Origin of the sequence: Streptomyces spinosisporus (assembly GCF_022698145.1) — a bacterium.
Classification (GTDB): domain Bacteria; phylum Actinomycetota; class Actinomycetes; order Streptomycetales; family Streptomycetaceae; genus Streptomyces; species Streptomyces spinosisporus.
The window spans coordinates 30657-52815 of record NZ_JALDAX010000022.1; the positions used below are offsets into that span (position 1 = coordinate 30657).

Genomic DNA, 22159 nt, shown 5'->3' on the forward strand with positions numbered 1-22159 from the left:
GGAAGGCCCAGACTCGCAGACATGATCGACGACGGCACCGGACTTTTCACCATCGGGGAGCTGGCCAGGTCCACCGGTCTGACGGTGCGCACCATCCGCTACTGGTCCGACGAGGGCGTCCTGACCCCGGTGACCCGCTCCGCGGGCGGCTACCGGCTCTACGACGCCGGGTCCGCCGCCCGGCTCGAGCTGATCCGCACGCTGCGCGAGCTGGGTCTCGGGCTCGACGACGTGCGCAAGGTGCTGGCCGGGGACCGGACGGTCGCGGAGGTCGCGGCGGCGCACGTGGTGGCGCTGGACGCGCGGATCAGCACTCTGAAGGTGACCCGTGCGGTGCTGTCGTCCGTGGCGCGACGCGGTTCGACCGCGGAGGAGATGACCCTGATGAACAAACTGGCCAGGCTGTCGGCGGCCGAACGCCGGCGGATCATGGAGGAGTTCGTGGAGGAGATGTTCCACGGGCTCGACCTGGTCGACCCGGATGTCCGCGAGCGGATGCGCAACACCGCGGTGAACCTGCCGGACGACCCGACCCCGGAGCAGGTCGATGCCTGGGTGGAGCTCGCGGAGATGGTGCAGGACCCCGAGTTCCGGGCGCAGATGCGCAGGGCGGCGGAGTTCAACCACGCCGACCGGGGGCCCGGCACACCCGCCGGGGCGTCCATGTGGTTCGCCAAGCGGGTCGTGGAACTCGTGGGCCGGGCCCGGGAGAAGGGGGTCGCGCCCGAGTCGCCGGAGGCCGACAAGGTGCTGCGGGAACTGCTCGGGGATGCCGACCGGGCCGCCGTCCTCGAGCGCGTCACGGCGAGCCACAATGTCCGTATCGCCCGCTGGCGCGAACTGCTCGGCATCCTGAAGGACCAGCCCGTGCGGGCCTTCGAGGAGGAGTTCGGCTGGGTGGTCGCCGCGCTGCGGGCGCATCCGGGCCGTTAGTCTGACCTGCGTCAGTAGGCCGGCACGGCACAGAAGCACGAACATAAGGGGCGGATCGGTGGCCGACATCGAAGCAGCACGCAAGGATTTCCAGCGGATCGACACCGACGGCGACGGCTTCATCACCGCCGCCGAGTTCAAGACCGCCCTGGCCCAGGGAGGCGACTGGAACGTCACCGAGTCGGTCGCCGAGGCCATCATCAAGACACGTGACCTCAACGGCGACAAGGTGCTGTCGTTCGACGAGTTCTGGGCGTACCTGAGCAAGTAGCACGCGAAAGGGGGGTGCCCGTCCGCACGGCGGACGGGCACCCCCCTTCGTCATGTCCGGGCCGTCATGCCCGGCGCCGGATCCGCACGCTCCAGCGGCCGTCGTGCCGCGACAGTGCCAGGGGCAGGTCGAAGCACTTGCCGACCTGGTCGCCGGTGAGGACGTCGGCCGCCCGTCCCTGCGCCAGCACACGGCCCTCGCGCAGCAGCACGGCGTGCGTGGTGCCGGCCGGCAGCTCCTCCAGATGGTGGGTGACCAGGACCGTCGCAAGCTCCGGGTGCGCGAGGCGCAGCTCGTCCAGGGCGTCGATCAGCTGCTCACGACCCGGCAGATCGAGTCCCGTCGCCGGCTCGTCCAGCAGGAGCAGCCGCGGCTCGGGCATGAGCGCACGCGCGATGAGCGCCCGCCCGCGCTGCCCGTGCGAGAGCGTCGGCCAGCGGGCGTCGCGGTGCTCGGCGAGACCGAGGGTTTCGACGAGCCGCTCGGCCCGCTCCTCCTGCACCGGCGTCGGACGCCAACGGGGGAGCGGGACAACGGAGTTGGTGAGCCCGGTCAGCACCACGTCCCGCACCCTCAGCGGTTGGGTGAGCGGATGGCGCGGGTCGACGTGACCGACGTACGACCTCAGCTCGCGCAGGTCGACCCGGCCCAGGCGGCGGCCGAGCACGTCCACCGTCCCCCGGGTGGGATGGACCCGCGCGCCGAGCAGGCCGAGCAGGGTCGACTTGCCGGCGCCGTTGGCGCCCAGGAGCGCCCAGTGCTCGCCGGAGCGGACGGTCAGGGACACCTCCTGCAGCAGCGGCCGGCCGTCGCGGACGACATGGACGTCCTCGGCGCGCAGCACCTCGCTCATCGCACCGCCCGGTTCACCGCCGACAGCACCGCCTGGACCGTGGCGCCCGGGCCCGTGCCCGCGCCCCAGGTCGTGGTGCCGTTCACCCGGCACTCGGCGAAGGCGGTCGTCCCGTTCTCGGTGACGTCCAGCACCTCGACCGGGAAGCCGGCGCCGGCGAGCGCGTCGACGAAGGCCGTGAGCGGGCCCGCGCCCGTGCCCTCGTAGTCGCCCGTGCGGTCGTCGGCCTCCAGGGTGCAGACGAAGCGGTGGACGCCCGGGGCCTCCTCGTGCGCGGACCAGGCGTGCAGCCGCAGGGCGCCCTCCGTCAGATACGTCGTCCGGAACAGCTCGTACAGCTCCTTCGGGGTCGCCTCCCGGCCGCTGTCGTCGGTCGCCTCCTGGACGACGCGCGAGAAGTCCGGACGCATCCGCGGCGGCAGGTCGACACCGTGCCGCGTGCGCAGCAGATAGGCCACTCCGCCCTTGCCGGACTGCGAGTTGACCCGGATGACGGCCTCGTAGGAACGCCCGATGTCGGCCGGATCGATCGGCAGATACGGCACTGTCCAGGGCGCCTTGTCCGCCGGGACGCCCAACTCGGCCGCCGTGCGGGCGTGCTGGGCCAGGCCCTTGCCGATCGCGTCCTGGTGGGTGCCGGAGAACGCCGTGTGGACGAGGTCGCCGGCGTAGGGGTGGCGTGCGTGGACGGGCAGTCGGTTGCAGTGCTCGACCGTCTCCCGCACCGCGTCGATGTCGCCGAGGTCGACCATGGGATCGACCCCCTGGGTGTACAGATTGAGCGCGAGTGTCACCAGGTCGACGTTACCGGTGCGCTCACCGTTGCCGAACAGGCAGCCCTCCACGCGCTGCGCGCCCGCCAGCACGGCGAGTTCGGCGCAGGCCACGCCCGTGCCGCGGTCGTTGTGCGGGTGGACGGAGAGGATCACCGCCTCGCGCCGGGCCAGATGGCGGTGCATGTACTCGATCTGGTCCGCGTACACGTTCGGGGTGGCGATCTCCACGGTTGCCGGCAGGTTGTGGGTGACCGGCCGGTCGGGGCTCGCGTCCCACAACTCGGTGAGCGAGTCGCACAGTTCGAGGACGAAGTCGGGCTCGGTCAGGTTGAAGGTCTCCGGGGAGAACTGGAAGCGGATGCCCGGTGCGTCCCCGGCCAGCCGCGCCATGTGCTCCGCCGCCGTGCGGACCGTCTTCGACACCTCGCCCCGGTCCCGGCCCAGCACCACCTCCCGCCACACCGGCGAGGTCGCGATGTACAGATGCACGACCGCCCGCGGCAGTCCCGCGATCGCCTCGAAGGTGCGGTCGATCAGCTCCGGCCTGGCCGGGGTGAACACCACCGGCGTGACGTCGTCCGGCACGGCGCCGGAGGTCACCAGGTGCCGTACGAAGTCGAAGTCCGTACGGCTCGCCGAGGGGTAGCCGACCTCGATCTCCTTGAAGCCGATCGCCACCAGCAGTTCGAAGAAGCGCCGCTTGCGGGGCGTGTCCATCGGCTCGGCGAGCGCCTGGTTGCCGTCGCGCAGGTCCACGGGGACCCACAGGGGAGCGCGTTCGATCCGGGCGGAGGGCCAACTCCGGTCGCCGGAGGGGACGTTCACCCGCTCATGGAAGGGGCGGTAGCGGTGGTGGGGCATGGGGCTCGGACGCTGTGGATTCCACAGCTCGTACGGGATGGTGGTCATCGTCTGCTGCTGGCCTTCGGCTCGGTCGGACGGTGACCGGCAGCACGGCGACCCGCGGCGGGGTGCCGGTCGCGTCAGGCCCCGCCGCGGCAGCCGAGAAGAAGGAGACCACGGAGCGTCATGCCGGTAGGCTAACCACTGCTCAGCTCCTCAGACAAGTGAGAATGGCTCACTCCTCAGACAAGTGCCTCAGACAAGTGGGAGAACCCGGTATGCCGCTCGGCGCCCTCCGCCCCAGCCCCCTGGTCGAACAGGCCACGGAGCAGCTGCGCGCGCAGATCACCGGCGGCCACTGGCCGGTCGGCACCCGGCTGCCCGGCGAGACCACCCTCGCCAAGGAGCTCGGCGTGGGCCGCTCCACCGTCCGCGAGGCGCTGCGCGCGCTGGCCGGAGCCGGCCTCGTCCAGCCCCGGCAGGGCGCCGGAGTCTTCGTCATCGCCACCGAACCGGCCGAGGACTGGCCCACCCGGCTGCGCCGGGCCGCGGTGACCGACGTCTACGAGGTGCGCATGGCGGTCGAGGTGCACGCCGCCCGGCTGGCCGCCCGGCGGCGCACCCCCGAGGACATCGCCGCGATCGAGCTCGCGCTGGAAGGACGCCGTACCGCCTCGTCCGGCGACGACGCGGCCTTCGTCGACGCCGACATCGCCTTCCACGCGGCCGTGGTCGCCGCCGCCCACAACCCCGTACTCACCGACCTGTTCACCGAGTTCACGCCCGTCCTGCGCACCGGACTGGTGGAGCTGCTGGCCCTGACCGGTCTGCGGACGCGCGACCCGAACACCGCGGACGCGGCCCACGAGGCGCTCGTACGGGCGGTCGCGGACGGGGACGCGGAAGGGGCGGCGGAGGTGCTGCAAGCCGAGCTGGAGGACCCGTTCGCCGGATGACGCCCCTCCGTCATCCGGTCGGCGCAGCCGCCGGAATAGTGCGGGCGCCCGCGAGGTTGTCCTCGCCCGAGGCGCATGCGTGTGCATGGATCGCGGGGGGCACCCCTCACGAAAGGTCCGTCATGAAGCGAAAGGTCCTGTCATGAAGATCGGCATCATCGGCGCGGGCAACATCGGCGGCAACCTCACCCGGCGGCTCACCGCCCTCGGCCACGACGTCTCCGTCGCCAACTCCCGCGGCCCCCACACGCTCACGGCACTGGCCGAGGAGACCGGCGCGACACCCGTCACCGTCGACGAAGCGGCCCGCGGCGCGGAGGTCGTCGTCGTCACGATCCCCCTCAAGGCGCTTCCCGACCTCCCGTCCGGGCTGCTCGACGGGGCCGCGGACGGCGTCGCGGTCATCGACACCGGCAACTACTACCCGCAGCGCGACGGCAGGATCGCGGCGATCGAGGACGAGGGCCTCACCGAGAGCCGCTACGCGGAACGCCTGATCGGCCACCCCGTGATCAAGGCGTTCAACGAGACCTACGCACAGGACATCCTCGACCTGCCCCGCCCGGCCGGCGCCGCCGACCGCATGGCGCTGCCCGTCGCGGGCGACGACGCCGCCGCGAAGCGGAAGGTACGGGACCTGATCGACGAGCTCGGCTTCGACACCGTCGACACCGGCGGCCTCGACGACTCCTGGCGCCAGCAGCCCGGCACACCGGTGTACGGCATGCGCGAGAACGTCGACACGGTCACCAAGGCCCTCGCGGAGGCGTCCCCGGAGCGGCCCGCGGAGTTCCGGGCGTAAGGAACGACCAGGGACGTTGCGGCCGTACGGCTCGGACGAACCCGAGGGGACGCGACGGCCGTACGGCTCAGACGACGTCAAGGGGACGGTGCGGCCCGTCCGGCAGCTCGACCTCCACCGGGTCGCCCGGCCGCACCACCCCACCCGTCACGACCACGCTCATGATCCCGGCACGGCGCCGCAGGACACCGTCCTCGTCCCGCCCGACGACCTGCTTGAGCAGCCCGTCCTGGAAGCCGTCGATCTGCAGACAGGGGTTCCGCAGCCCGGTGACCTCGATGACGGCCTCGTCACCGAGCCGCAGCAGCGTTCCGACGGGCAGGCCCAGCAGATCGATCCCGCGCGTGGTGACGTTCTCCCCGAGCTGCCCGGCCGCGACCTCGAACCCGGCCGCCCGCACCTCGTCGAACAGCTCCTCGTGGATGAGGTGCACCTGCCGCAGATTCGGCTGCGAGGGATCCCTGCGCATCCGGCTCCGATGCTTCACGGTCGTCCCGGCATGCACATCCCCCTCCACCCCGAGCCCCGCGAGCAACGTGATGCTCTCCCGGTTCGGCTTGGCGAACGAGTACACCCCATTCCTGCTGACCGCACTGACGGCCCCACCCATGACGCCCCCTCCGCCGCACGACTCTCGTGCTCGGCACCCTATCCGGCGGCCCATTTCTTCAGCGCCGCCTTGTCCGCGAAGTTCGCCACGTCCTTGTCGAGCGGGTCGCTGGTGTACTGGTGGAAGCGCCACTTGGCCTGGATGCGGGGCTTGCCCGCCGTGACGTAGTCGGCGATCCAGAGGCCGTCGCCGGCGTACGACGTGGTGTCGACGTTGAGCCAGAAGTCGCGGTTCGCATAGAGCACGACCTGGTTGTTCGGGCGGAGGTCCTTCACGATGCGGATGAAGTGGTCCTTCTCCGCGTTGCTCGCGTGCGTGCCCTCGCTGGTGCGCTCCCAGTCGACGGCGAGGATGTCGCCCGCCTTCTCGGGGGCGTGCTTGACGAAGTACTCCGCCTGGGCCTGGAGGTTGCCCGGCCACAGGAAGTGGTAGAAGCCGACGACGAGTCCGGCGTCACGGCCGTGCTTGGTCTGGGCGGTGAGCTTGGGGTTGACGTACGAACGGCCTTCCGTCGCCTTGATGAAGACGAAGGAGAGGCCGTCGGTGCTGTACGAGGATGACTGGTAGGCGCTTACGTCGATGCCGCGCAGCATGTGAGGACTCCCTGAAGTGCCGGTGGGGGGACAGGGGTTGATGTACCCCCCACACTGGCACGGGTGATCCCTTCCGGATGTGGAAACGGCGTGGAAACGTCAGCATTCGATGATGTTGACCGCGAGCCCGCCCCGCGCCGTCTCCTTGTACTTGACCGACATGTCGGCGCCGGTGTCCTTCATCGTCTTGATGACCTTGTCCAGGGACACCTTGTGCGAGCCGTCGCCGCGCAGCGCCATCCGCGCCGCGGTCACCGCCTTGACCGCGGCCATGCCGTTGCGTTCGATGCACGGGATCTGGACCAGCCCGCCGACCGGGTCGCAGGTCAGGCCGAGGTTGTGCTCCATGCCGATCTCGGCGGCGTTCTCGACCTGTTCGGGAGATCCGCCGAGCACCTCCGCCAGCGCCCCGGCGGCCATCGAACAGGCCGAGCCGACCTCGCCCTGGCAGCCGACCTCGGCGCCGGAGATCGAAGCGTTCTCCTTGAAGAGCATGCCGATCGCACCGGCGGCGAGCAGGAAGCGTACGACCGACTCCTCCTTCTCCTGCTCGGAGGCGGCGCCGGCCGCGAAGTTGATGTAGTAGTGCAGGACCGCCGGGATGATGCCGGCGGCGCCGTTGGTGGGGGCGGTGACCACGCGGCCGCCCGCGGCGTTCTCCTCGTTCACCGCCATCGCGTAGAGCGTGATCCACTCCATCGCGTGCGCCAACGGGTCGCCCTCGGCGCGCAGTTGGCGGGCGGAGACGGCGGCCCTGCGCCGTACCTTCAGACCGCCCGGCAGGATGCCCTCGCGGGACATGCCGCGGGACACACAGGCCTGCATCACGCGCCAGATGTCGAGCAGGCCCTCGCGGATCTCGTCCTCGGTGCGCCAGGCGCGTTCGTTCTCCAGCATCAGCGCGGAGATCGACAGGCCGGTCTCCCGGGTCAGGCGCAGCAGTTCGTCACCGGTGCGGAAGGGGTACTTCAGGACGGTGTCGTCGAGCTTGATGCGGTCGGCGCCGACCGCGTCCTCGTCGACCACGAAACCGCCGCCGACCGAGTAGTACGTCTTGGACAGCAGTTCCGTGCCGTCGGCGTCGTACGCCCACAGGGTCATGCCGTTGGCGTGGTACGGCAGCGCCTTGCGGCGGTGCAGTGTGAGGTCGTCGTCGAAGGAGAACGGGATCTCGTGCTCACCGAGCAGGTTCAGCAGCTTGGTGCTCTTGATCGTCTCCACCCGCTCGTCCGCCGTCTCCACGTCGACGGTGCGCGGCGAGGCGCCTTCGAGGCCGAGCAGGACCGCCTTGGGGGTGCCGTGGCCGTGGCCGGTCGCGCCGAGCGAGCCGTAGAGCTCGGAGCGGACGGAGGCCACCGTGGGCAGCAGGCCTTCGTTGCGCAGCCGCCGGGCGAACAGTCCGGCCGCCCGCATCGGACCCACCGTGTGGGAGCTCGACGGGCCTATGCCGATCGAGAACAGATCGAAGACCGAGATGGCCACGGGAACCTCCTGAGAGGGTGGGGGCACACAGCGTCGGGTGCCCCCACCGGGGAACTACTTGTTCAGACCGGGGTACAGCGGGTGCTTGTCGGCGAGCGCCCTGACCCGGGCCTGCAGCGCCTCGGCGTCGTAGGTCGGCTTCAGCGCTTCGGCGATCACGTCGGCGACCTCGGCGAAGTCCTCGGCGCCGAAGCCGCGGGTGGCCAGCGCCGGGGTGCCGATCCGCAGCCCCGAGGTGACCATCGGCGGGCGCGGGTCGTCGGGCACGGCGTTGCGGTTGACGGTGATGCCCACTTCGTGCAGCCGGTCCTCGGCCTGCTGCCCGTCCAGCTCGGAGGCGCGCAGGTCGACGAGGATCAGATGCACGTCGGTGCCGCCGGAGAGCACGTTCACCCCGGCTGCCCGGGCGTCGTCGGCGGTCAGCCGCTCGGCCAGGATCCGCGCCCCCTCCACCGTACGCCGCTGCCGCTCCTTGAACTCCTCGCTCGCGGCGACCTTGAAGGACACCGCCTTGGCGGCGATCACGTGCTCCAGCGGGCCGCCCTGGAAGCCGGGGAAGACCGAGGAGTTCAGCTTCTTCGCGAAGTCGGTGCTGCGCGCCAGGATGATGCCGCCGCGCGGGCCGCCCAGCGTCTTGTGGGTGGTGGAGGTGACCACGTCCGCGTACGGCACCGGGTTGGCGTGCAGCCCGGCCGCGACCAGTCCGGCGAAGTGCGCCATGTCGACCCACAGGTACGCGCCGACCTCGTCGGCGATCCGGCGGAAGGCGGCGAAGTCCAGCTCGCGCGGGTACGCCGACCAGCCGGCGATGATCACCTTGGGGCGGTGTTCCTTGGCGAGCTTCTCCAGCTCGGCCATGTCGACCAGGCCGGTGGCGGCGTCCACGTGGTAGGCGACCACGTTGAACTGCTTGCCGGAGAAGTTCAGCCGCATCCCGTGGGTGAGGTGGCCGCCGTGCGCCAGGTCCAGGCCCAGGATGGTGTCGCCGGGCTGGGCCAGCGCGAACAGGGCGGCCTGGTTGGCGGACGCGCCGGAGTGCGGCTGGACGTTGGCGTAGGCGGCGCCGAACAGCTCCTTGAGCCGGTCGATGGCGATCTGCTCGGCGACGTCGACGTGCTCGCAGCCGCCGTAGTAGCGCCGGCCGGGGTAGCCCTCGGCGTACTTGTTGGTCAGCACCGAGCCCTGGGCCTCCATCACCGCGAGCGGTGCGAAGTTCTCGGAGGCGATCATCTCCAGGGTCGACTGCTGGCGCACCAGCTCGGCGTCGACCGCCGCGGCGATCTCCGGGTCGAGCTCGTGCAGGGACGTGTTCAGGACGGTCATTCGGCTACGACTCCTCAGCCGGCGTTCTGGGCGGTGTACTCGTCGGCGGAGAGCAGGTCGGTCGGCTCCTCGGTGACGCGTACCTTGAACAGCCAGCCGCCCTCGAAGGGGGCCGAGTTCACCAGGGACGGGTCGTTCACGACGTCCTCGTTGATCTCGGTGATCTCACCGGTGACGGGGGAGTAGAGGTCGCTGACCGACTTGGTCGACTCCAGCTCGCCGCAGGTCTCGCCCGCGGTCACGGCGGAGCCCACCTCGGGAAGCTGGGCGTAGACGACATCGCCGAGCGCGTTGGCCGCGAACTCCGTGATGCCGACCGTCGAGACGCCGTCCTCGGCGGCCGACAGCCACTCGTGCTCCTTGCTGTAGCGCAGCTGCTGCGGGTTGCTCATGGCCTGAATTCTCCTGTACGCGCGAAGGTGCTGGTGAATGAGGGACTGCTGCATGCGGGGATGAGCAGGGACACTGTGCGCGGACTCACGTCGGTGCGGACGGTCGCCCACGCCCAGTGTCTACTTCTGGCGCTTGTAGAACGGCAGCGCCACGACCTCGTACGGTTCATGGCTGCCGCGGATGTCGACGCCCACTCCGGGCGTGCCCGGGGCCGCGTGCGCGGCGTCGACGTAGGCCATCGCGATCGGCTTGCCGAGGGTGGGGGAGGGGGCGCCGGAGGTGACCTCGCCGATCACCGTGCCGTCGGCGACGACCGGGTACCCGGCGCGCGGGACGCGGCGGCCCTCGGCGATCAGGCCGACCAGGACGCGGGGCGGGTTCTGTTCGGCGCGGGCGGCGGCGTCGGCCAGCGCGGCACGCCCCACGAAGTCGCCCTCCTTGTCGAACTTCACCACGCGCCCGAGCCCGGCGTCGAAGGGGGTCAGGGAGGTCGACAGCTCGTGCCCGTACAGCGGCATGCCCGCCTCCAGGCGCAGGGTGTCGCGGCAGGACAGTCCGCAGGGGACCAGGCCGACGCCCTCGCCGGCCTCGGTCAGCGCCTGCCACAGTGCGACGGCGTGCTCCGGCTTCACGAAGAGCTCGAAGCCGTCCTCGCCGGTGTAGCCGGTGCGGGCGATCAGGGCGGGGACGCCGGCCACGGTGCCGGGCAGGCCCGCGTAGTACTTCAGGCCGTCGAGGTCGGCGTCGGTCAGGGACTTGAGGATGCCGGGGGACTCGGGGCCCTGGACGGCGATCAGCGCGTAGGCGTCGCGGTCGTCGCGCACCTCGGCGTCGAAGCCGGCGGCGCGCCCGGTCAGGGCGTCGAGGACGACCTGGGCGTTGGAGGCGTTGGCGACGACCATGTACTCGGTCTCGGCGAGCCGGTAGACGATCAGGTCGTCGAGGATGCCGCCGTCGGCGCGGCAGATCATGGTGTAGCGGGCGCGGCCGACGCCGACGGAGGCGATGTTGCCGACCAGGGCGTGGTTCAGCAGGGCGGCCGCCTGGGGGCCGGTGACGGTGATCTCGCCCATGTGGGAGAGGTCGAACAGCCCGGCCCGGGTGCGCACGGCGAGGTGCTCGTCGCGCTCGGAGCCGTAGCGCAGCGGCATGTCCCAGCCGGCGAAGTCGGTCATGGTGGCGCCGAGCGAGCGATGCAGGGCATCGAGCGCGGTACGGCGCGGGGGGGTGCTGCTCATGGGTGGTCTCCCAAGTCATGACAGGGCGATGTCGTTCCTCCCCATCTGTCATCGGAACCTGAGAGGTTCGCCCTGATCGCGACGGCGATCCGGGCTTGCACCTTGGGTGGAGCCACTGTCACAGCGGCCCGCTTTTCAGATGTGCCTCGCCCGCGCGGTAACGGGGCCTGAGAGATTCAAGGGAGGTACTTGCTCCTTCGGCGCCCCGGTGTTCCGGGGTCTCTCCCGCGCGGATTCAAGCGGCCGGTATGCAGTTGGCGCGCACATCATTGCATGCCTCGTCCGCGGGTGGCAGGGCCGCAGGTGCCGCCGCCTTTTGTGACGGGCTTGTGGCAGGGCGATCACCAAAACACGAGACACCGCGCATTACCTTCTCTTTACACTCGTAGGGCAGGGGATCCGTACCCGGCCCCAGGGGAGGACGATCTCGGTGAACAGGACCACCGCGTACGCCACGAGCTCGGCGGTCGCGCTGCCGAAGCAGTCCGCGGCCCCGGCCCGGGAGGCCTGCGCCGGCCGGGCTCCCGTGGTCCGCGACCTGCGCGACCGCTCGGGGCGCAGCCCGCACGCGCTGCTCTTCGGCCCGCGCGACCTCGTGGTGATCACCGGTCTGCCCGGCAGCGGCAAGTCGACGCTGATGTCGCGCACCGTGCGCGGTGTGCGCATCGACTCCCAGGACACCCGGGACCGCTGGGCGGCACGCATGCCCCGCTCCCTGCCGTACGCGCTCTACCGCCCTCTGGTCCGCCTCGCGCACTACGCCGGCCTGCGCCGGACCCTGCGCGCCGGCGAGGGCGCGGTCGTGCACGACTGCGGCACCCAGGCCTGGGTGCGCGGCTGGCTGGGCCGCGAGGCCCGCCGCCGCGGCGGCACCCTGCACCTGCTGCTGCTCGACGTCCCGCCGGACGCGGCCCTGGCCGGCCAGCGCGAGCGGGGCCGCGGGGTCTCCCGCTACGCCTTCCTGAGGCACCGCACGGCGGCCGCCCGCCTGATCCGCGCCGTGGAACGCGGCGACCTGCCCGAGGGGGTGGGCTCGGCGGTCCTCCTGGACCGCGCCGCGGCCGACGTCCTGCGCAGCATCGCCTTCACGGGCTGACCCCTTTGTCCGTGCACCCGCTAGCCTTTCCAGCCTCAGCGGTGCTTCTCCACGGCAGCGCTTCCCAGCAGCAGTACGTCTCAACAGCAGTACGTCTCAACAGCAGTGGTTCACAGCAGGCGGTCGGACACAGATGGACTTCCCAGCGGATCTTCCCGCGGACTTTCCCATGCAGGCGCACCCCCATCCGCACGGCGGATGGCCCGGCAACGAGCTGGAGGAGGTGCTGTCGGCCTCGCTCGGCATACCCTCCGCGGGCGGCCGCATCATCGAGGTGCTCGGCCGCAGCTATGTGTGGGTGCCGCTGCCCGGCGGCGGAGGCCCGCACAGCGGTCCGCTGGATCTGCCCACGCTGGAGCTCGAGGGCCAGGCCTATGTCCCGGTCTTCAGCTCCGAGGAGCAGTTCCGTCATGTCGTCGGCGGCCATATGTCGTTCACGATCGCGCCGGCCGTCGAGTTCGCCCGCGGGCTGCCGCCGCAGGTGGGTATCGCGGTCAACCCCGACGGTGTGATCGGCGTCCCGCTCCCGCCGGCCGCCGTCGCCGAGCTGTGCCGGGTGGGCCGCACGCCGCTGGACGGCCCGGCCTCCGGCGGCCGCGTCCGGCTCTTCGAACCGGACTGGCAGGACGACCCGGTCGACTTCCTGGCCGCCGCCTCCGCCGAGTTCGCCGAGACCGGCGTGGTCGTCACGGCCCGCCGCTGTCTCGCCGCGATCGAGACGGCCGACCCGGTGATGTTCGTGGGGGTCGAACTCAGCCACCTGGACGGCGATCTGCGGGCGCTGCCCCTGCAGGCGCTGGAGCGGGCCGTGACCCGGGTCCCGACCGCATGGCCGGTCAATCTGGTCCTGCTGGACGTCACGGACGACCCGGTCGCGAACTGGATGCGCGAGCAGGTGCGCCCTTTCTATACGAGGGACCACATCTGACCGCGTGCGCGGCAGCCGACCGAACGGGCCTGGGGCCACTCGGCGCTTAAGCTGTTTCCATATGCGGGGCAACCACCAGAAGGGGCGGTACACGTGAGCGCCAGCGGCACCACGACCGGGCAGGTCGAGCAGATGCTGCGCCAGGTGACGCCAGGGCGCTACGACGCCTACGAGGCACTCCTCCGCGCACTCGCGACCCCGGGCTCCGGCCAGATCTGGATGCTCCTGTGGCACGGTCAGGCGGGCTCCCCGGACGCCCAGTACGGGAACATGGAGGTCGACGGCTACGGCTACGCCCCGTGCGTCACCTCCGCCCAGGAGCTCTCGGCCAGCGGCTGGAACAGGTCGTACGAGGTGGTCGACGGCCTCGACGTGGCCCGCACCCTCTACCCCGACCACTACGGCCTCTGGCTCAACCCGCACGCGCCGGGCGGCGGGGTGGGCATCCCCTGGCTGGATCTGCGCCGGATCGCCACCGGCCTGGAGCGCCAGGCCGCGGGTCCCCTGCGGCTGTCGGAACCCGCGATCGAGATCCCGCAGTTCTACGCCCTGCTCGCGCAGAACGCCCATCGCACCCCGTCCGTCCGCTCGCTGCGCCGCGCCTGGGTGCAGCCGGCCCTCGGGGCGCCGTATCTCGCCATCGGTCTGGATGTGTACGACACCAGCCCGCCCGCGGTGGACTCGGTGCGCGCGATGATGCAGCAGTCCGTCGGCGCCGTCCCGGACGGGCTGCCGGTGTCGACGGTGGCGATGTCCGACGAGTACGACCCGGTGGCGCTCTGGATGCGCGCCAACGCCCGCCCGTTCTACGACCGCGAGGCCCACGCGGCGGCTCCGGCGCAGGCCCCTGCGGGTGGGTACGGCTACCCGCCGGTGCATGGCGGATACTGAGACCGAATGGTGAGTCCGTACCGGACGAGAAGCTGATCTCCGCGCGTAGATGGCGCAAGAAAGTACACTCATGTCCATTTGTGTCCGAAATGTCCTGCGTCCGACGGCCGTAACCTGCTGTCCGGATAACGGAACCCACCAGCCTGCATCACGTTTACGCATCCTTTCACCGCCAAGTCTGGCAACAGATCGCCAAAGCGTTGAAGACTCCCGCTCCAGGGGGGTTTAGGACTCCCGCTGTGGGGGTTCGCCCCCGAGGAACGACGGACTGATCACGCCGCTACAGCGGCAAGTGCGGGCCGGCTACCGCCGGTTGAGAGGGGTCCCTGCCAAGATGACGGCACCATTGCACGAGCCGACCGCGGAAGCGGCCCCGAGCGCGGTCGAAGAAGCGGCGGTCGCCACCACCGGGGAAAAGGCCGTTCAAGGGCGCTCCCTGGGCCGGATCGCCTGGGAGCGGCTCAAGCGCGACAAGCTCGCGCTCACGGGTGGCGTCGTCGTGATCGCCCTCATCCTGATCGCCGTGTTCGCCCCCCTGCTCGCGAACCTGGTCGGGCAGGACCCCGACGCGTACCACGAGAACCTGATCGACCCGCTGTTCGGCACGCCCACGGGGTCCCTGGGAGGCATCAGCGGCGACCACCTGCTGGGTGTCGAGCCGGTCAACGGCCGCGACATCTTCGCGCGCATCCTCTACGGCGCCAGGATCTCGCTCCTCGTCGGCTTCCTGTCGGCGATCGTCGCCGTCGTGATCGGCACGGTCCTGGGCATCCTGGCCGGCTTCTTCGGCGGCTGGGTCGACTCGGTCATCAGCCGCATCATGGACGGTCTGCTCGCCTTCCCGCAGCTGCTCTTCATCATCGCGCTGGTCTCCGTCATGCCGAACGAGATGCTCGGTCTGACCGGTTCGAGCGTGCGCGTGTTCGTGATGATCCTGGTCATCGGCTTCTTCGGCTGGCCCTACATCGGGCGTGTGGTGCGCGGTCAGACGCTCTCGCTGCGTGAACGCGAATACGTCGAGGCGGCCCGGTCCCTGGGCGGCGGACGGTTCCACATCCTCTTCAAGGAGCTGCTGCCCAACCTGGTGGCGCCCATCATCGTGTACACGACGATGATGATCCCCACCAACATCCTCACCGAGGCGGCACTCAGCTTCCTGGGCGTGGGCGTCAAGCCGCCCACCTCGTCCTGGGGACAGATGCTCTCGACGGCGATCGACTACTACGACTCGGACCCCATGTTCATGGTGGTCCCCGGCGTGGCCATCTTCATCACCGTGCTGGCCTTCAACCTCTTCGGCGACGGCGTGCGGGACGCGCTCGACCCGAAGGGCTCCCGCTGAACTGCCGTACCCCCAGCGTCCCGTGAGTACATCCACGGGGTCTCTCATCAATACCGGAGGATCCGAGATCGTGACTACCCAACGCACCTCAGGGCGGCGTAAGCAGGCCTTGGCCGCTGCTGTCGGGGTCGCCGCGCTGCTGACCACGGCAGCGTGCGGCGGCAGCAACGACGACGGCGGTTCGAAGACCGGCGCCCCCGGCTTCGACGCGGCGAACAACAAGGTCGCCCAGGCCTCGGAGGTCAAGAAGGGCGGCGAGCTGAAGTTCGTCACCACCCAGGACGCCGACTCGTGGGACACCACGCGTGGTTACTACGGCTTCATGTGGGACTTCTCGCGCTACTACAGCCGTCAGCTGCTCACCTTCAAGACCGAGCCGGGCGCCAAGGGCGCCGAGCTCACGCCCGACCTCGCCGCGGACGAGGGTCAGGTCTCGGCCGACGGCAAGACGTACACGTTCAAGCTGCGTGACGGCATCACCTGGGAGGACGGCAAGCCGATCACCTCCCAGGACATCAAGTACGGCATCGAGCGCTCCTGGGCGCAGGACGTGCTGTCCGGCGGTCCCGTCTACCTGCAGCAGATGCTCGACCCGAAGGGCACCTACAAGGGCCCGTACAAGGACAAGTCGAAGGACCACCTCGGTCTGAAGGCGATCGACACGCCCGACGCCAAGACCATCGTCTTCCACCTGCCGTCGGCCAACTCCGACTTCAAGCAGGTGCTGGCCATGACCTCGGCCTCGCCGGTCCGCCAGGACAAGGACACCAAGTCCAAGTACGGTCTGCACCCGTTCTCCTCGGGTCCGTACAAGTTCCAGTCGTACAGCCCGGGCAAGAAGCTGGTGCTGGTGCGCAACACCAACTGGAAGGCCTCCTCGGACCCGGTCCGCAAGGCCTACCCGGACACCATCTCGCTCACGATCTCCTCGAACCAGAGCGACTCCGACCAGCGTCTGATCAACGGCGACTACGACATCGACGCCAGCCAGACGGGTCTTGGCCCGCAGGGCCGCACCATCGCCCTGAAGCAGCACAAGGCCAACCTGGACAACCCGGTCTCCGGCTTCATCCGCTACGCGGTCTTCCCGCAGACGGTCAAGCCGTTCGACAACATCCACTGCCGCAAGGCCGTGATCTACGCCGCCGACCACGTGTCGCTGCAGACCGCGCGTGGTGGCCCGGTCGCCGGTGGCCTCATCGGCACCAACATGCTGCCGCCGTCGGTCCCGGGTTCCGAGGGTCAGAAGTACGACCCGTACAAGATCGCCGGCGAGAACAAGAACGGCAACGCCACCCTGGCCAAGCAGGAACTCAAGGAGTGCGGCCAGCCGAACGGCTTCAAGACCACGATCGCCGTTCGTAACAACAAGCAGCAGGAGGTGGCCACGGCCACGTCCCTGCAGGCCGCGCTGAAGAAGGTCGGCATCACCGCCGACATCTACCAGTACGACGGTTCGCAGAGCGCCGGCATCATCGGCGCCCCGGCCAACGTCGAGAAGAAGAAGCTCGGCATCATCATCATGGGCTGGGGTCCGGACTTCCCGAGCGTCCAGGGTTACGGCATCCCGCTGTGGAGCAGCAAGTACATCCTCCAGAGCGGCAACAACAACTTCGCCATGATCAAGGACAAGACGATCGACGGCCTCTTCGACCAGTACAACGCGACGCAGGCCACCGACGAGGCGAAGAAGGCCGAGATCGCCAAGGAGATCAACCACAAGGTGAGCGAGGGCGCGTACTACCTGCCCTTCACCTTCGAGCGGCTGCTGAACTTCCGCGGCTCGAACGTGGGCAACATCTACACGACGGACGCGTACAGCGGTTACTACGACTTCGTCAACCTCGGCCTGAAGAACCCGAAGAAGTAGTCCCGGCGCACCAGCCGAACGGCACGAAAGGCAGGTGAAGGCCGGCGCGGCGTGACCGCGGGCTTCCGGACAATCTCCGGAAGCCCGCGGTCCGCGGCGGGCCGTAAGCTGTGCTCGCTTACCTCATCAGGCGGCTGTTCGCCGCCGCAGTGATGCTGGTGGTCATCATCCTGGTGGTCTTCTGCATCTTCTTCCTCGTCCCCAAGTGGGCGGGCGTGGACATCGCCACGAGCTTCGTGGGCAAGCAGGCGGATCCCGCGGCGGTGGAAGCGGTCCGGGTGAAGCTGGGTCTGAGCGACCCGATCTTCGTTCAGGTCTGGCACTTCTTCAAAGGCATCTTCGTGGGCCGCACCTACGCGGCCGGCGGCGATGTCACGAACTGCGCCGCGCCGTGCTTCGGCTACTCCTTCCGCAGTGAGCAGGCCGTCTGGCCGGTGCTGACCGACCGCTTCCCGGTGACCCTGGGTCTGGCGCTCGGTGCCGCCGTGCTGTGGCTGATCTTCGGTGTCGCCGCCGGTGTGCTCTCCGCGCTCAAGCGGGGCAGCCTGTGGGACCGCAGCGCCATGGTCGTCGCCCTCAGCGGTGTCTCGCTGCCCATCTACTTCACCGGTCTGCTCTCGCTCGCCATCTTCAGTTACGGGCTGGGCTGGATCGACGGGCAGTACGTACCCCTCAGCGACAGCTTCACCGGCTGGCTGGGCGGCATGATCCTGCCCTGGGTCACCCTCGCGTTCCTCTATGCGGCGATGTACGCCCGAATCACCCGCGCCACCATGCTGGAGATCCTGGGTGAGGACTACATCCGCACGGCACGCGCGAAGGGCCTCAAGGAGCAGGTCGTCATCCGCAAGCACGCCATGCGCTCGACGCTGACCCCCATCCTCACCATGCTCGGCATGGACCTCGGCGCCCTCATCGGCGGCGCGATCCTGACCGAGACGACGTTCAGCCTGCCGGGCCTCGGCCAGGCCGTGCTGAACGGCATCAAGAACCAGGACCTGCCCATCATCCTGGGCGTCACCCTGATCACCTCCCTAGCGGTTCTCATCGCCAACCTCGTGGTGGACGTCCTGTACGCCGTGATCGACCCCCGAGTGAGGCTCGCATGACCGAACTCAGCAAGACCGGAGCAGCCGTGGGCGAACCCACCTCGGCCTCGCCGGCCCCGACCGCCTTCCTCGAAGTGCGCGACCTGAAGGTGCACTTCCCGACCGACGACGGACTGGTCAAGTCCGTCGACGGGCTGTCCTTCAAGCTGGAGAAGGGCAAGACCCTCGGCATCGTGGGCGAGTCGGGTTCCGGCAAGTCGGTGACCTCGCTCGGCATCATGGGCCTGCACACCGCCGGCCAGTACGGCAAGCGCAAGGCGCAGATCTCCGGCGAGATCTGGCTGGACGGCACGGAGCTCCTGACCTCGGACCCGGACGACGTGCGCAAGCTGCGCGGCCGGCAGATGTCGATGATCTTCCAGGACCCGCTGTCCGCGCTGCACCCGTACTACACGATCGGTCAGCAGATCGTGGAGGCGTACCGCATCCACCACGACGTGGACAAGAAGACCGCCAGGCGGCGCGCGATAGAGATGCTCGACCGGGTCGGCATCCCGCAGCCGGACAAGCGCGTGGACAGCTACGCCCACGAGTTCTCCGGCGGTATGCGCCAGCGCGCGATGATCGCGATGTCGCTGGTCAACAACCCCGAGCTGCTCATCGCGGACGAGCCGACGACCGCCCTGGACGTGACCGTCCAGGCACAGATCCTCGACCTGATCCGTGATCTGCAGAAGGAGTTCGGCTCCGCGGTCATCATCATCACCCACGACCTGGGCGTCGTCGCCGAGCTGGCCGACGACATCCTGGTGATGTACGGCGGCCGCTGCGTCGAGCGCGGTCCGGCGGAGAAGGTGTTCTACGAGCCCCGCCACCCCTACACCTGGGGCCTGCTCGGCTCGATGCCACGCCTCGACCGTGAGCAGCAGGACCGGCTGATCCCGGTCAAGGGCTCCCCGCCCTCGCTGATCAACGTGCCGTCCGGCTGCGCCTTCAACCCGCGCTGCCCCTACGCCGACGTCCCCAAGGACAACCTCACCCGCACGGTGCGCCCCGAGCTGACCGAGGTGGGCAGCCAGCACTGGGCCGCCTGCCACATGACGCAGGAGCAGCGGGAGCGGATCTGGACCGAAGAGATTGCGCCGAAGCTGTGAGCGAGAACGCCGAGGACACAGTTGTGACCACTCCCGCGAAGAGCGAAGGTGCCACCCTCACCAAGGACGCCGCTCCCGGCGAGACCCTGCTGAAGGTGACCGGGCTCCAGAAGCACTTCCCCATCAAGAAGGGCCTGCTGCAGCGGCAGGTCGGCGCCGTGCACGCGGTCGACGGCCTCGACTTCGAGGTCAGGTCCGGTGAGACCCTCGGCGTCGTGGGCGAGTCCGGCTGCGGCAAGTCGACGATGGGCCGGCTGATCACCCGGCTGCTCGAACCGACCGGCGGCACGGTCGAGTTCGAGGGCAGGGACATCACGCACCTCGGGGTGGCGGGCATGCGCCCGATGCGCCGCGACGTGCAGATGATCTTCCAGGACCCGTACTCGTCGCTGAACCCGCGCCACACCATCGGCACGATCGTCGGCGCTCCCTTCCGCCTCCAGGGCGTCACGCCCGAGGGCGGCATCAAGAAGGAAGTGCAGCGACTGCTGTCGGTGGTCGGGCTCAACCCCGAGCACTACAACCGCTATCCGCACGAGTTCTCCGGCGGTCAGCGCCAGCGCATCGGCATCGCCCGTGCGCTCGCCCTGAAGCCGAAGCTGGTCGTGGCGGACGAGCCGGTCTCCGCGCTGGACGTGTCGATCCAGGCCCAGGTCGTCAACCTGCTCGACGACCTCCAGCAGGAGCTGGGTCTGACGTATGTGATCATCGCGCACGACCTCTCCGTCGTCCGGCACGTCTCGGACCGGATCGCGGTGATGTACCTCGGCAAGATCGTCGAGCTGGCCGACCGGGAGTCGCTGTACCGGGCGCCGATGCACCCGTACACCAAGGCCCTGATGTCCGCGGTGCCGATCCCGGACCCACGGCGCAAGAACGCCAAGAGCGAGCGCATCCTGCTCAAGGGCGACGTGCCCTCGCCGATCTCCCCGCCGAGCGGCTGCCGCTTCCACACCCGGTGCTGGAAGGCGACGGAGGTCTGCAGGACGACCGAGCCGAAGCTCGTGGAGCTCAGGCCCGGCCAGCAGGTCGCCTGCCACCACCCGGAGAACTTCGAGGACCAGGCCCCGCAGGACACGGTGCTGCTGACCGCGGCCAAGGAGGCGGCCGAGCTGGTCGCCGACGAGGTGCTGGCGGAGTCCGCGGAGACCTCGGCGGCGGTGGCGGCGGAGGTCGCGGAAAGCGACTCCGGTGCCGAGAGCGGCTCCGCTGCCGAAGGGGAAGCCGGTCAGGAGTCAACCGACAAGTAACGCATGACGAGTTGGTAAAGTCATGTACATGCTTGAACGGGAGAGTGCAGAGTCTCGCGTATCCGTCTGATCGGACTACGCACCGAAGGGACGACTCATGGCACTCTCCCGTTCGGCACGCTGGACAGCCGTCGCCACCGCGGCGGCTTCTTTCTTGGCTGTCGCCGCCTCCTCCGCCCCCACCCAGGGCGCCCCCGGCATCGGCGACACCTACTTCCCCAACCTCGGCAACGGCGGCTTCGACGCCCGCCACTACGCCCTCGACGTCGCGTACGACCCGGACACCGACCGCCTCGACGGCCGCACGACGCTCACGGCCCGGGCCACCGAATCCCTCTCCTCCTTCGACCTCGACCTGCAGAAGCTCGACGTCACGAGAGTCGAAGTGAACGGCAGACGTGCCGACTTCACGCGTGACGGCGACGAACTGCACATCACCCCGCACGGAGTGCTCCGCGAACACCGCACCTTCACGGTCACCGTCACCTACGGCGGCGTCCCCGAAGCCCTCAGCGGCCCCATCGTCTTCGGCTCCGACTACGGCTGGATGAAGACCCCCGACGGCGTCTTCGTCGCCTGCGAACCCAACGCCGCCTCCACCTGGTTCCCCTCCAGCGACCACCCCTCCGACAAGGCCACCTACGACATCCGCATCAAGGCCCCCAAGGGCCTGACCGGTGTCTCCAACGGCCGCCTCGTCTCGACGTACGACAAGGGCGGCTCGACGTACACCCACTGGCGCGAGAGCCGTCCCATGGCGACCTATCTCGCGACCGCCACCATCGGAAAGTTCGACGTGAAGACCGGCAGGACCCCGTCCGGGATCCCGATCTACGTCGCCATCGACCCGGTGCTCGCGAACAGCAACACCGTGGACGTGTACGCCGTCACCGCCGCGGCCACCGACTACTGGTCGCGAGTCTTCGGGCCGTACCCCTTCGAGGAGACCGGCGCGATCGTCGACGACATGCCGGAGGCCGGGTTCTCGCTGGAGGTGCAGAGCAAGCCCGCCTACTCGGCCGTACGCAACGAGACGACGATCGTGCACGAGCTGGCCCACCAGTGGTTCGGCGACTCGGTCTCGGTCGAGCGCTGGAAGGACATCTGGCTCAACGAGGGCTTCGCCACCTACGCCCAGTGGCTGTGGGCCGAGCACCAGGGCACCCGCAGCGCCCACGACTCCTTCCTGGCGGGCTACGACTCCCGCCCGGCCGACAGCTCCTTCTGGCAGACCGTCGTGGCCGACCCGCAGCGCGACACCATGTTCGCCTCCGCGGTCTACCAGCGCGGCGCGATGACCCTGCAGGCGCTGCGCGAACGGATCGGTGACAGGGCGTTCTTCAAGCTGCTGCCGGCCTGGACGCATCTGCACCGCTACGGCAACGCCGACACCGGGCAGTTCATCAGGCTCGCCGAGAAGGTCTCCGGGCAGCAGCTCGACGACCTGTTCCACAAGTGGCTCTACACGGCGGGCAAACCGGCCCTGTAGGACCCCTGCGTAAGAAT

At 69.6% G+C, this 22159-nt stretch carries 21 protein-coding genes and 2 riboswitches; of the genes, 13 read left to right on the plus strand and 8 right to left on the minus strand.

Annotation, left to right across the window (positions count from 1 at the left end; genetic code table 11):
- Positions 1-21 precede the first annotated feature (21 nt).
- The gene (locus MQN93_RS37940; protein WP_242713066.1) at positions 22-933 is read left to right on the plus strand and encodes a MerR family transcriptional regulator; all 912 of its coding nucleotides are present in this window, start codon (positions 22-24) and stop codon (positions 931-933) included.
- A 58-nt stretch (positions 934-991) separates the two neighbouring features.
- A complete protein-coding gene (locus tag MQN93_RS37945) occupies positions 992-1204 on the plus strand; it encodes an EF-hand domain-containing protein (protein ID WP_016432550.1) in 213 nt (70 codons plus the stop codon).
- Positions 1205-1268: 64 nt separating this feature from the next.
- Here the strand turns inward: MQN93_RS37945 and MQN93_RS37950 are convergent, their stop codons facing one another.
- Together MQN93_RS37950 and MQN93_RS37955 are read right to left on the minus strand one after the other, a co-directional pair.
- Positions 1269-2057: an ABC transporter ATP-binding protein gene (locus tag MQN93_RS37950; protein ID WP_242713067.1), complete on the minus strand. Its 789-nt coding sequence runs from the start codon at positions 2055-2057 to the stop codon at positions 1269-1271.
- Complete coding sequence (locus tag MQN93_RS37955; protein WP_242713068.1) at positions 2054-3742, minus strand: 2-isopropylmalate synthase; 1689 nt, start codon at positions 3740-3742, stop codon at positions 2054-2056. The genes MQN93_RS37950 and MQN93_RS37955 overlap by 4 nt, the downstream gene beginning before the upstream one ends.
- Positions 3743-3954: 212 nt before the next feature.
- On the opposite strand from MQN93_RS37955, the gene MQN93_RS37960 reads away from it, so the two are divergent.
- Positions 3955-4632, plus strand: coding sequence for a FadR/GntR family transcriptional regulator (locus MQN93_RS37960; RefSeq protein WP_242713069.1), 678 nt, complete (start codon positions 3955-3957; stop codon positions 4630-4632).
- Between the two features lie 85 nt (positions 4633-4717).
- Positions 4718-5434, plus strand: a complete 717-nt coding sequence (locus MQN93_RS37965) for an NADPH-dependent F420 reductase (RefSeq protein WP_372504522.1) — start codon at positions 4718-4720, stop codon at positions 5432-5434.
- 67 nt (positions 5435-5501) lie between these two features.
- On the opposite strand, the gene MQN93_RS37970 is transcribed toward MQN93_RS37965, so the two are convergent.
- The 6 genes from MQN93_RS37970 to gcvT form a co-directional block, all read right to left on the minus strand.
- On the minus strand, positions 5502-6044 hold the full coding sequence (locus tag MQN93_RS37970; RefSeq protein WP_242713070.1) for an MOSC domain-containing protein: 543 nt from the start codon (positions 6042-6044) through the stop codon (positions 5502-5504).
- Positions 6045-6082: 38 nt separating this feature from the next.
- Positions 6083-6637, minus strand: coding sequence for a GH25 family lysozyme (locus MQN93_RS37975; RefSeq protein WP_242713071.1), 555 nt, complete (start codon positions 6635-6637; stop codon positions 6083-6085).
- Positions 6638-6736: 99 nt separating this feature from the next.
- A complete protein-coding gene (locus tag MQN93_RS37980; protein ID WP_016432543.1) occupies positions 6737-8119 on the minus strand; it encodes an L-serine ammonia-lyase in 1383 nt (460 codons plus the stop codon).
- A gap of 54 nt (positions 8120-8173) precedes the next feature.
- Positions 8174-9442 carry a serine hydroxymethyltransferase gene (gene glyA, locus MQN93_RS37985; protein ID WP_242713072.1) on the minus strand — a complete coding sequence of 423 codons (1269 nt, stop codon included), beginning with the start codon at positions 9440-9442 and terminating at the stop codon, positions 8174-8176.
- 14 nt (positions 9443-9456) lie between these two features.
- The gene (gcvH, locus tag MQN93_RS37990; protein WP_016432541.1) at positions 9457-9834 is read right to left on the minus strand and encodes a glycine cleavage system protein GcvH; all 378 of its coding nucleotides are present in this window, start codon (positions 9832-9834) and stop codon (positions 9457-9459) included.
- A gap of 120 nt (positions 9835-9954) precedes the next feature.
- The gene (gene gcvT, locus MQN93_RS37995) at positions 9955-11073 is read right to left on the minus strand and encodes a glycine cleavage system aminomethyltransferase GcvT (protein ID WP_242713073.1); all 1119 of its coding nucleotides are present in this window, start codon (positions 11071-11073) and stop codon (positions 9955-9957) included.
- A gap of 35 nt (positions 11074-11108) precedes the next feature.
- Positions 11109-11218: riboswitch (glycine riboswitch) on the minus strand.
- Positions 11219-11311: riboswitch (glycine riboswitch) on the minus strand.
- A gap of 192 nt (positions 11312-11503) precedes the next feature.
- Here gcvT and MQN93_RS38000 point away from each other — a divergent pair.
- The 9 genes from MQN93_RS38000 (at position 11504) to MQN93_RS38040 (ending at position 22142) form a co-directional block, all read left to right on the plus strand.
- A complete protein-coding gene (locus tag MQN93_RS38000) occupies positions 11504-12169 on the plus strand; it encodes an AAA family ATPase (protein WP_242713074.1) in 666 nt (221 codons plus the stop codon).
- A 133-nt stretch (positions 12170-12302) separates the two neighbouring features.
- Positions 12303-13097 carry an enhanced serine sensitivity protein SseB gene (locus tag MQN93_RS38005; RefSeq protein ID WP_016432538.1) on the plus strand — a complete coding sequence of 265 codons (795 nt, stop codon included), beginning with the start codon at positions 12303-12305 and terminating at the stop codon, positions 13095-13097.
- Between the two features lie 93 nt (positions 13098-13190).
- The gene (locus MQN93_RS38010) at positions 13191-13988 is read left to right on the plus strand and encodes an enhanced serine sensitivity protein SseB C-terminal domain-containing protein (protein ID WP_016432537.1); all 798 of its coding nucleotides are present in this window, start codon (positions 13191-13193) and stop codon (positions 13986-13988) included.
- A 334-nt stretch (positions 13989-14322) separates the two neighbouring features.
- Positions 14323-15330 (plus strand): ABC transporter permease, encoded by a 1008-nt coding sequence (locus MQN93_RS38015; RefSeq protein WP_016432536.1) that lies wholly within the window; start codon positions 14323-14325, stop codon positions 15328-15330.
- Between the two features lie 70 nt (positions 15331-15400).
- Complete coding sequence (locus MQN93_RS38020) at positions 15401-17200, plus strand: ABC transporter substrate-binding protein (protein ID WP_016432535.1); 1800 nt, start codon at positions 15401-15403, stop codon at positions 17198-17200.
- A 110-nt stretch (positions 17201-17310) separates the two neighbouring features.
- Positions 17311-18309 carry an ABC transporter permease gene (locus tag MQN93_RS38025; protein WP_016432534.1) on the plus strand — a complete coding sequence of 333 codons (999 nt, stop codon included), beginning with the start codon at positions 17311-17313 and terminating at the stop codon, positions 18307-18309.
- A complete protein-coding gene (locus MQN93_RS38030; protein WP_016432533.1) occupies positions 18306-19403 on the plus strand; it encodes an ABC transporter ATP-binding protein in 1098 nt (365 codons plus the stop codon). The genes MQN93_RS38025 and MQN93_RS38030 overlap by 4 nt, the downstream gene beginning before the upstream one ends.
- 23 nt (positions 19404-19426) lie before the next feature.
- On the plus strand, positions 19427-20653 hold the full coding sequence (locus MQN93_RS38035; protein ID WP_242713075.1) for an ABC transporter ATP-binding protein: 1227 nt from the start codon (positions 19427-19429) through the stop codon (positions 20651-20653).
- 97 nt (positions 20654-20750) lie between these two features.
- Entirely contained in the window at positions 20751-22142 is a 1392-nt protein-coding gene (locus MQN93_RS38040) for a M1 family metallopeptidase (RefSeq protein ID WP_242713076.1), read from the plus strand.
- The last annotated feature ends 17 nt before the right edge of the window (positions 22143-22159 follow it).

Coding starts and splice junctions, on each gene's coding strand:
- MQN93_RS37940 (WP_242713066.1), top strand. CDS start 22: ATGATCGACGACGGCACCGGACTTTTCACCATCGGGGAGCTGGCCAGG.
- MQN93_RS37950 (WP_242713067.1), bottom strand. CDS start 2,057: ATGAGCGAGGTGCTGCGCGCCGAGGACGTCCATGTCGTCCGCGACGGC.
- MQN93_RS37955 (WP_242713068.1), bottom strand. CDS start 3,742: ATGACCACCATCCCGTACGAGCTGTGGAATCCACAGCGTCCGAGCCCC.
- MQN93_RS37960 (WP_242713069.1), top strand. CDS start 3,955: ATGCCGCTCGGCGCCCTCCGCCCCAGCCCCCTGGTCGAACAGGCCACG.
- MQN93_RS37965 (WP_372504522.1), top strand. CDS start 4,718: ATGGATCGCGGGGGGCACCCCTCACGAAAGGTCCGTCATGAAGCGAAA.
- MQN93_RS37970 (WP_242713070.1), bottom strand. CDS start 6,044: ATGGGTGGGGCCGTCAGTGCGGTCAGCAGGAATGGGGTGTACTCGTTC.
- MQN93_RS37975 (WP_242713071.1), bottom strand. CDS start 6,637: ATGCTGCGCGGCATCGACGTAAGCGCCTACCAGTCATCCTCGTACAGC.
- glyA (WP_242713072.1), bottom strand. CDS start 9,442: ATGACCGTCCTGAACACGTCCCTGCACGAGCTCGACCCGGAGATCGCC.
- gcvH (WP_016432541.1), bottom strand. CDS start 9,834: ATGAGCAACCCGCAGCAGCTGCGCTACAGCAAGGAGCACGAGTGGCTG.
- gcvT (WP_242713073.1), bottom strand. CDS start 11,073: ATGAGCAGCACCCCCCCGCGCCGTACCGCGCTCGATGCCCTGCATCGC.
- MQN93_RS38005 (WP_016432538.1), top strand. CDS start 12,303: ATGGACTTCCCAGCGGATCTTCCCGCGGACTTTCCCATGCAGGCGCAC.
- MQN93_RS38015 (WP_016432536.1), top strand. CDS start 14,323: ATGACGGCACCATTGCACGAGCCGACCGCGGAAGCGGCCCCGAGCGCG.
- MQN93_RS38030 (WP_016432533.1), top strand. CDS start 18,306: ATGACCGAACTCAGCAAGACCGGAGCAGCCGTGGGCGAACCCACCTCG.
- MQN93_RS38040 (WP_242713076.1), top strand. CDS start 20,751: ATGGCACTCTCCCGTTCGGCACGCTGGACAGCCGTCGCCACCGCGGCG.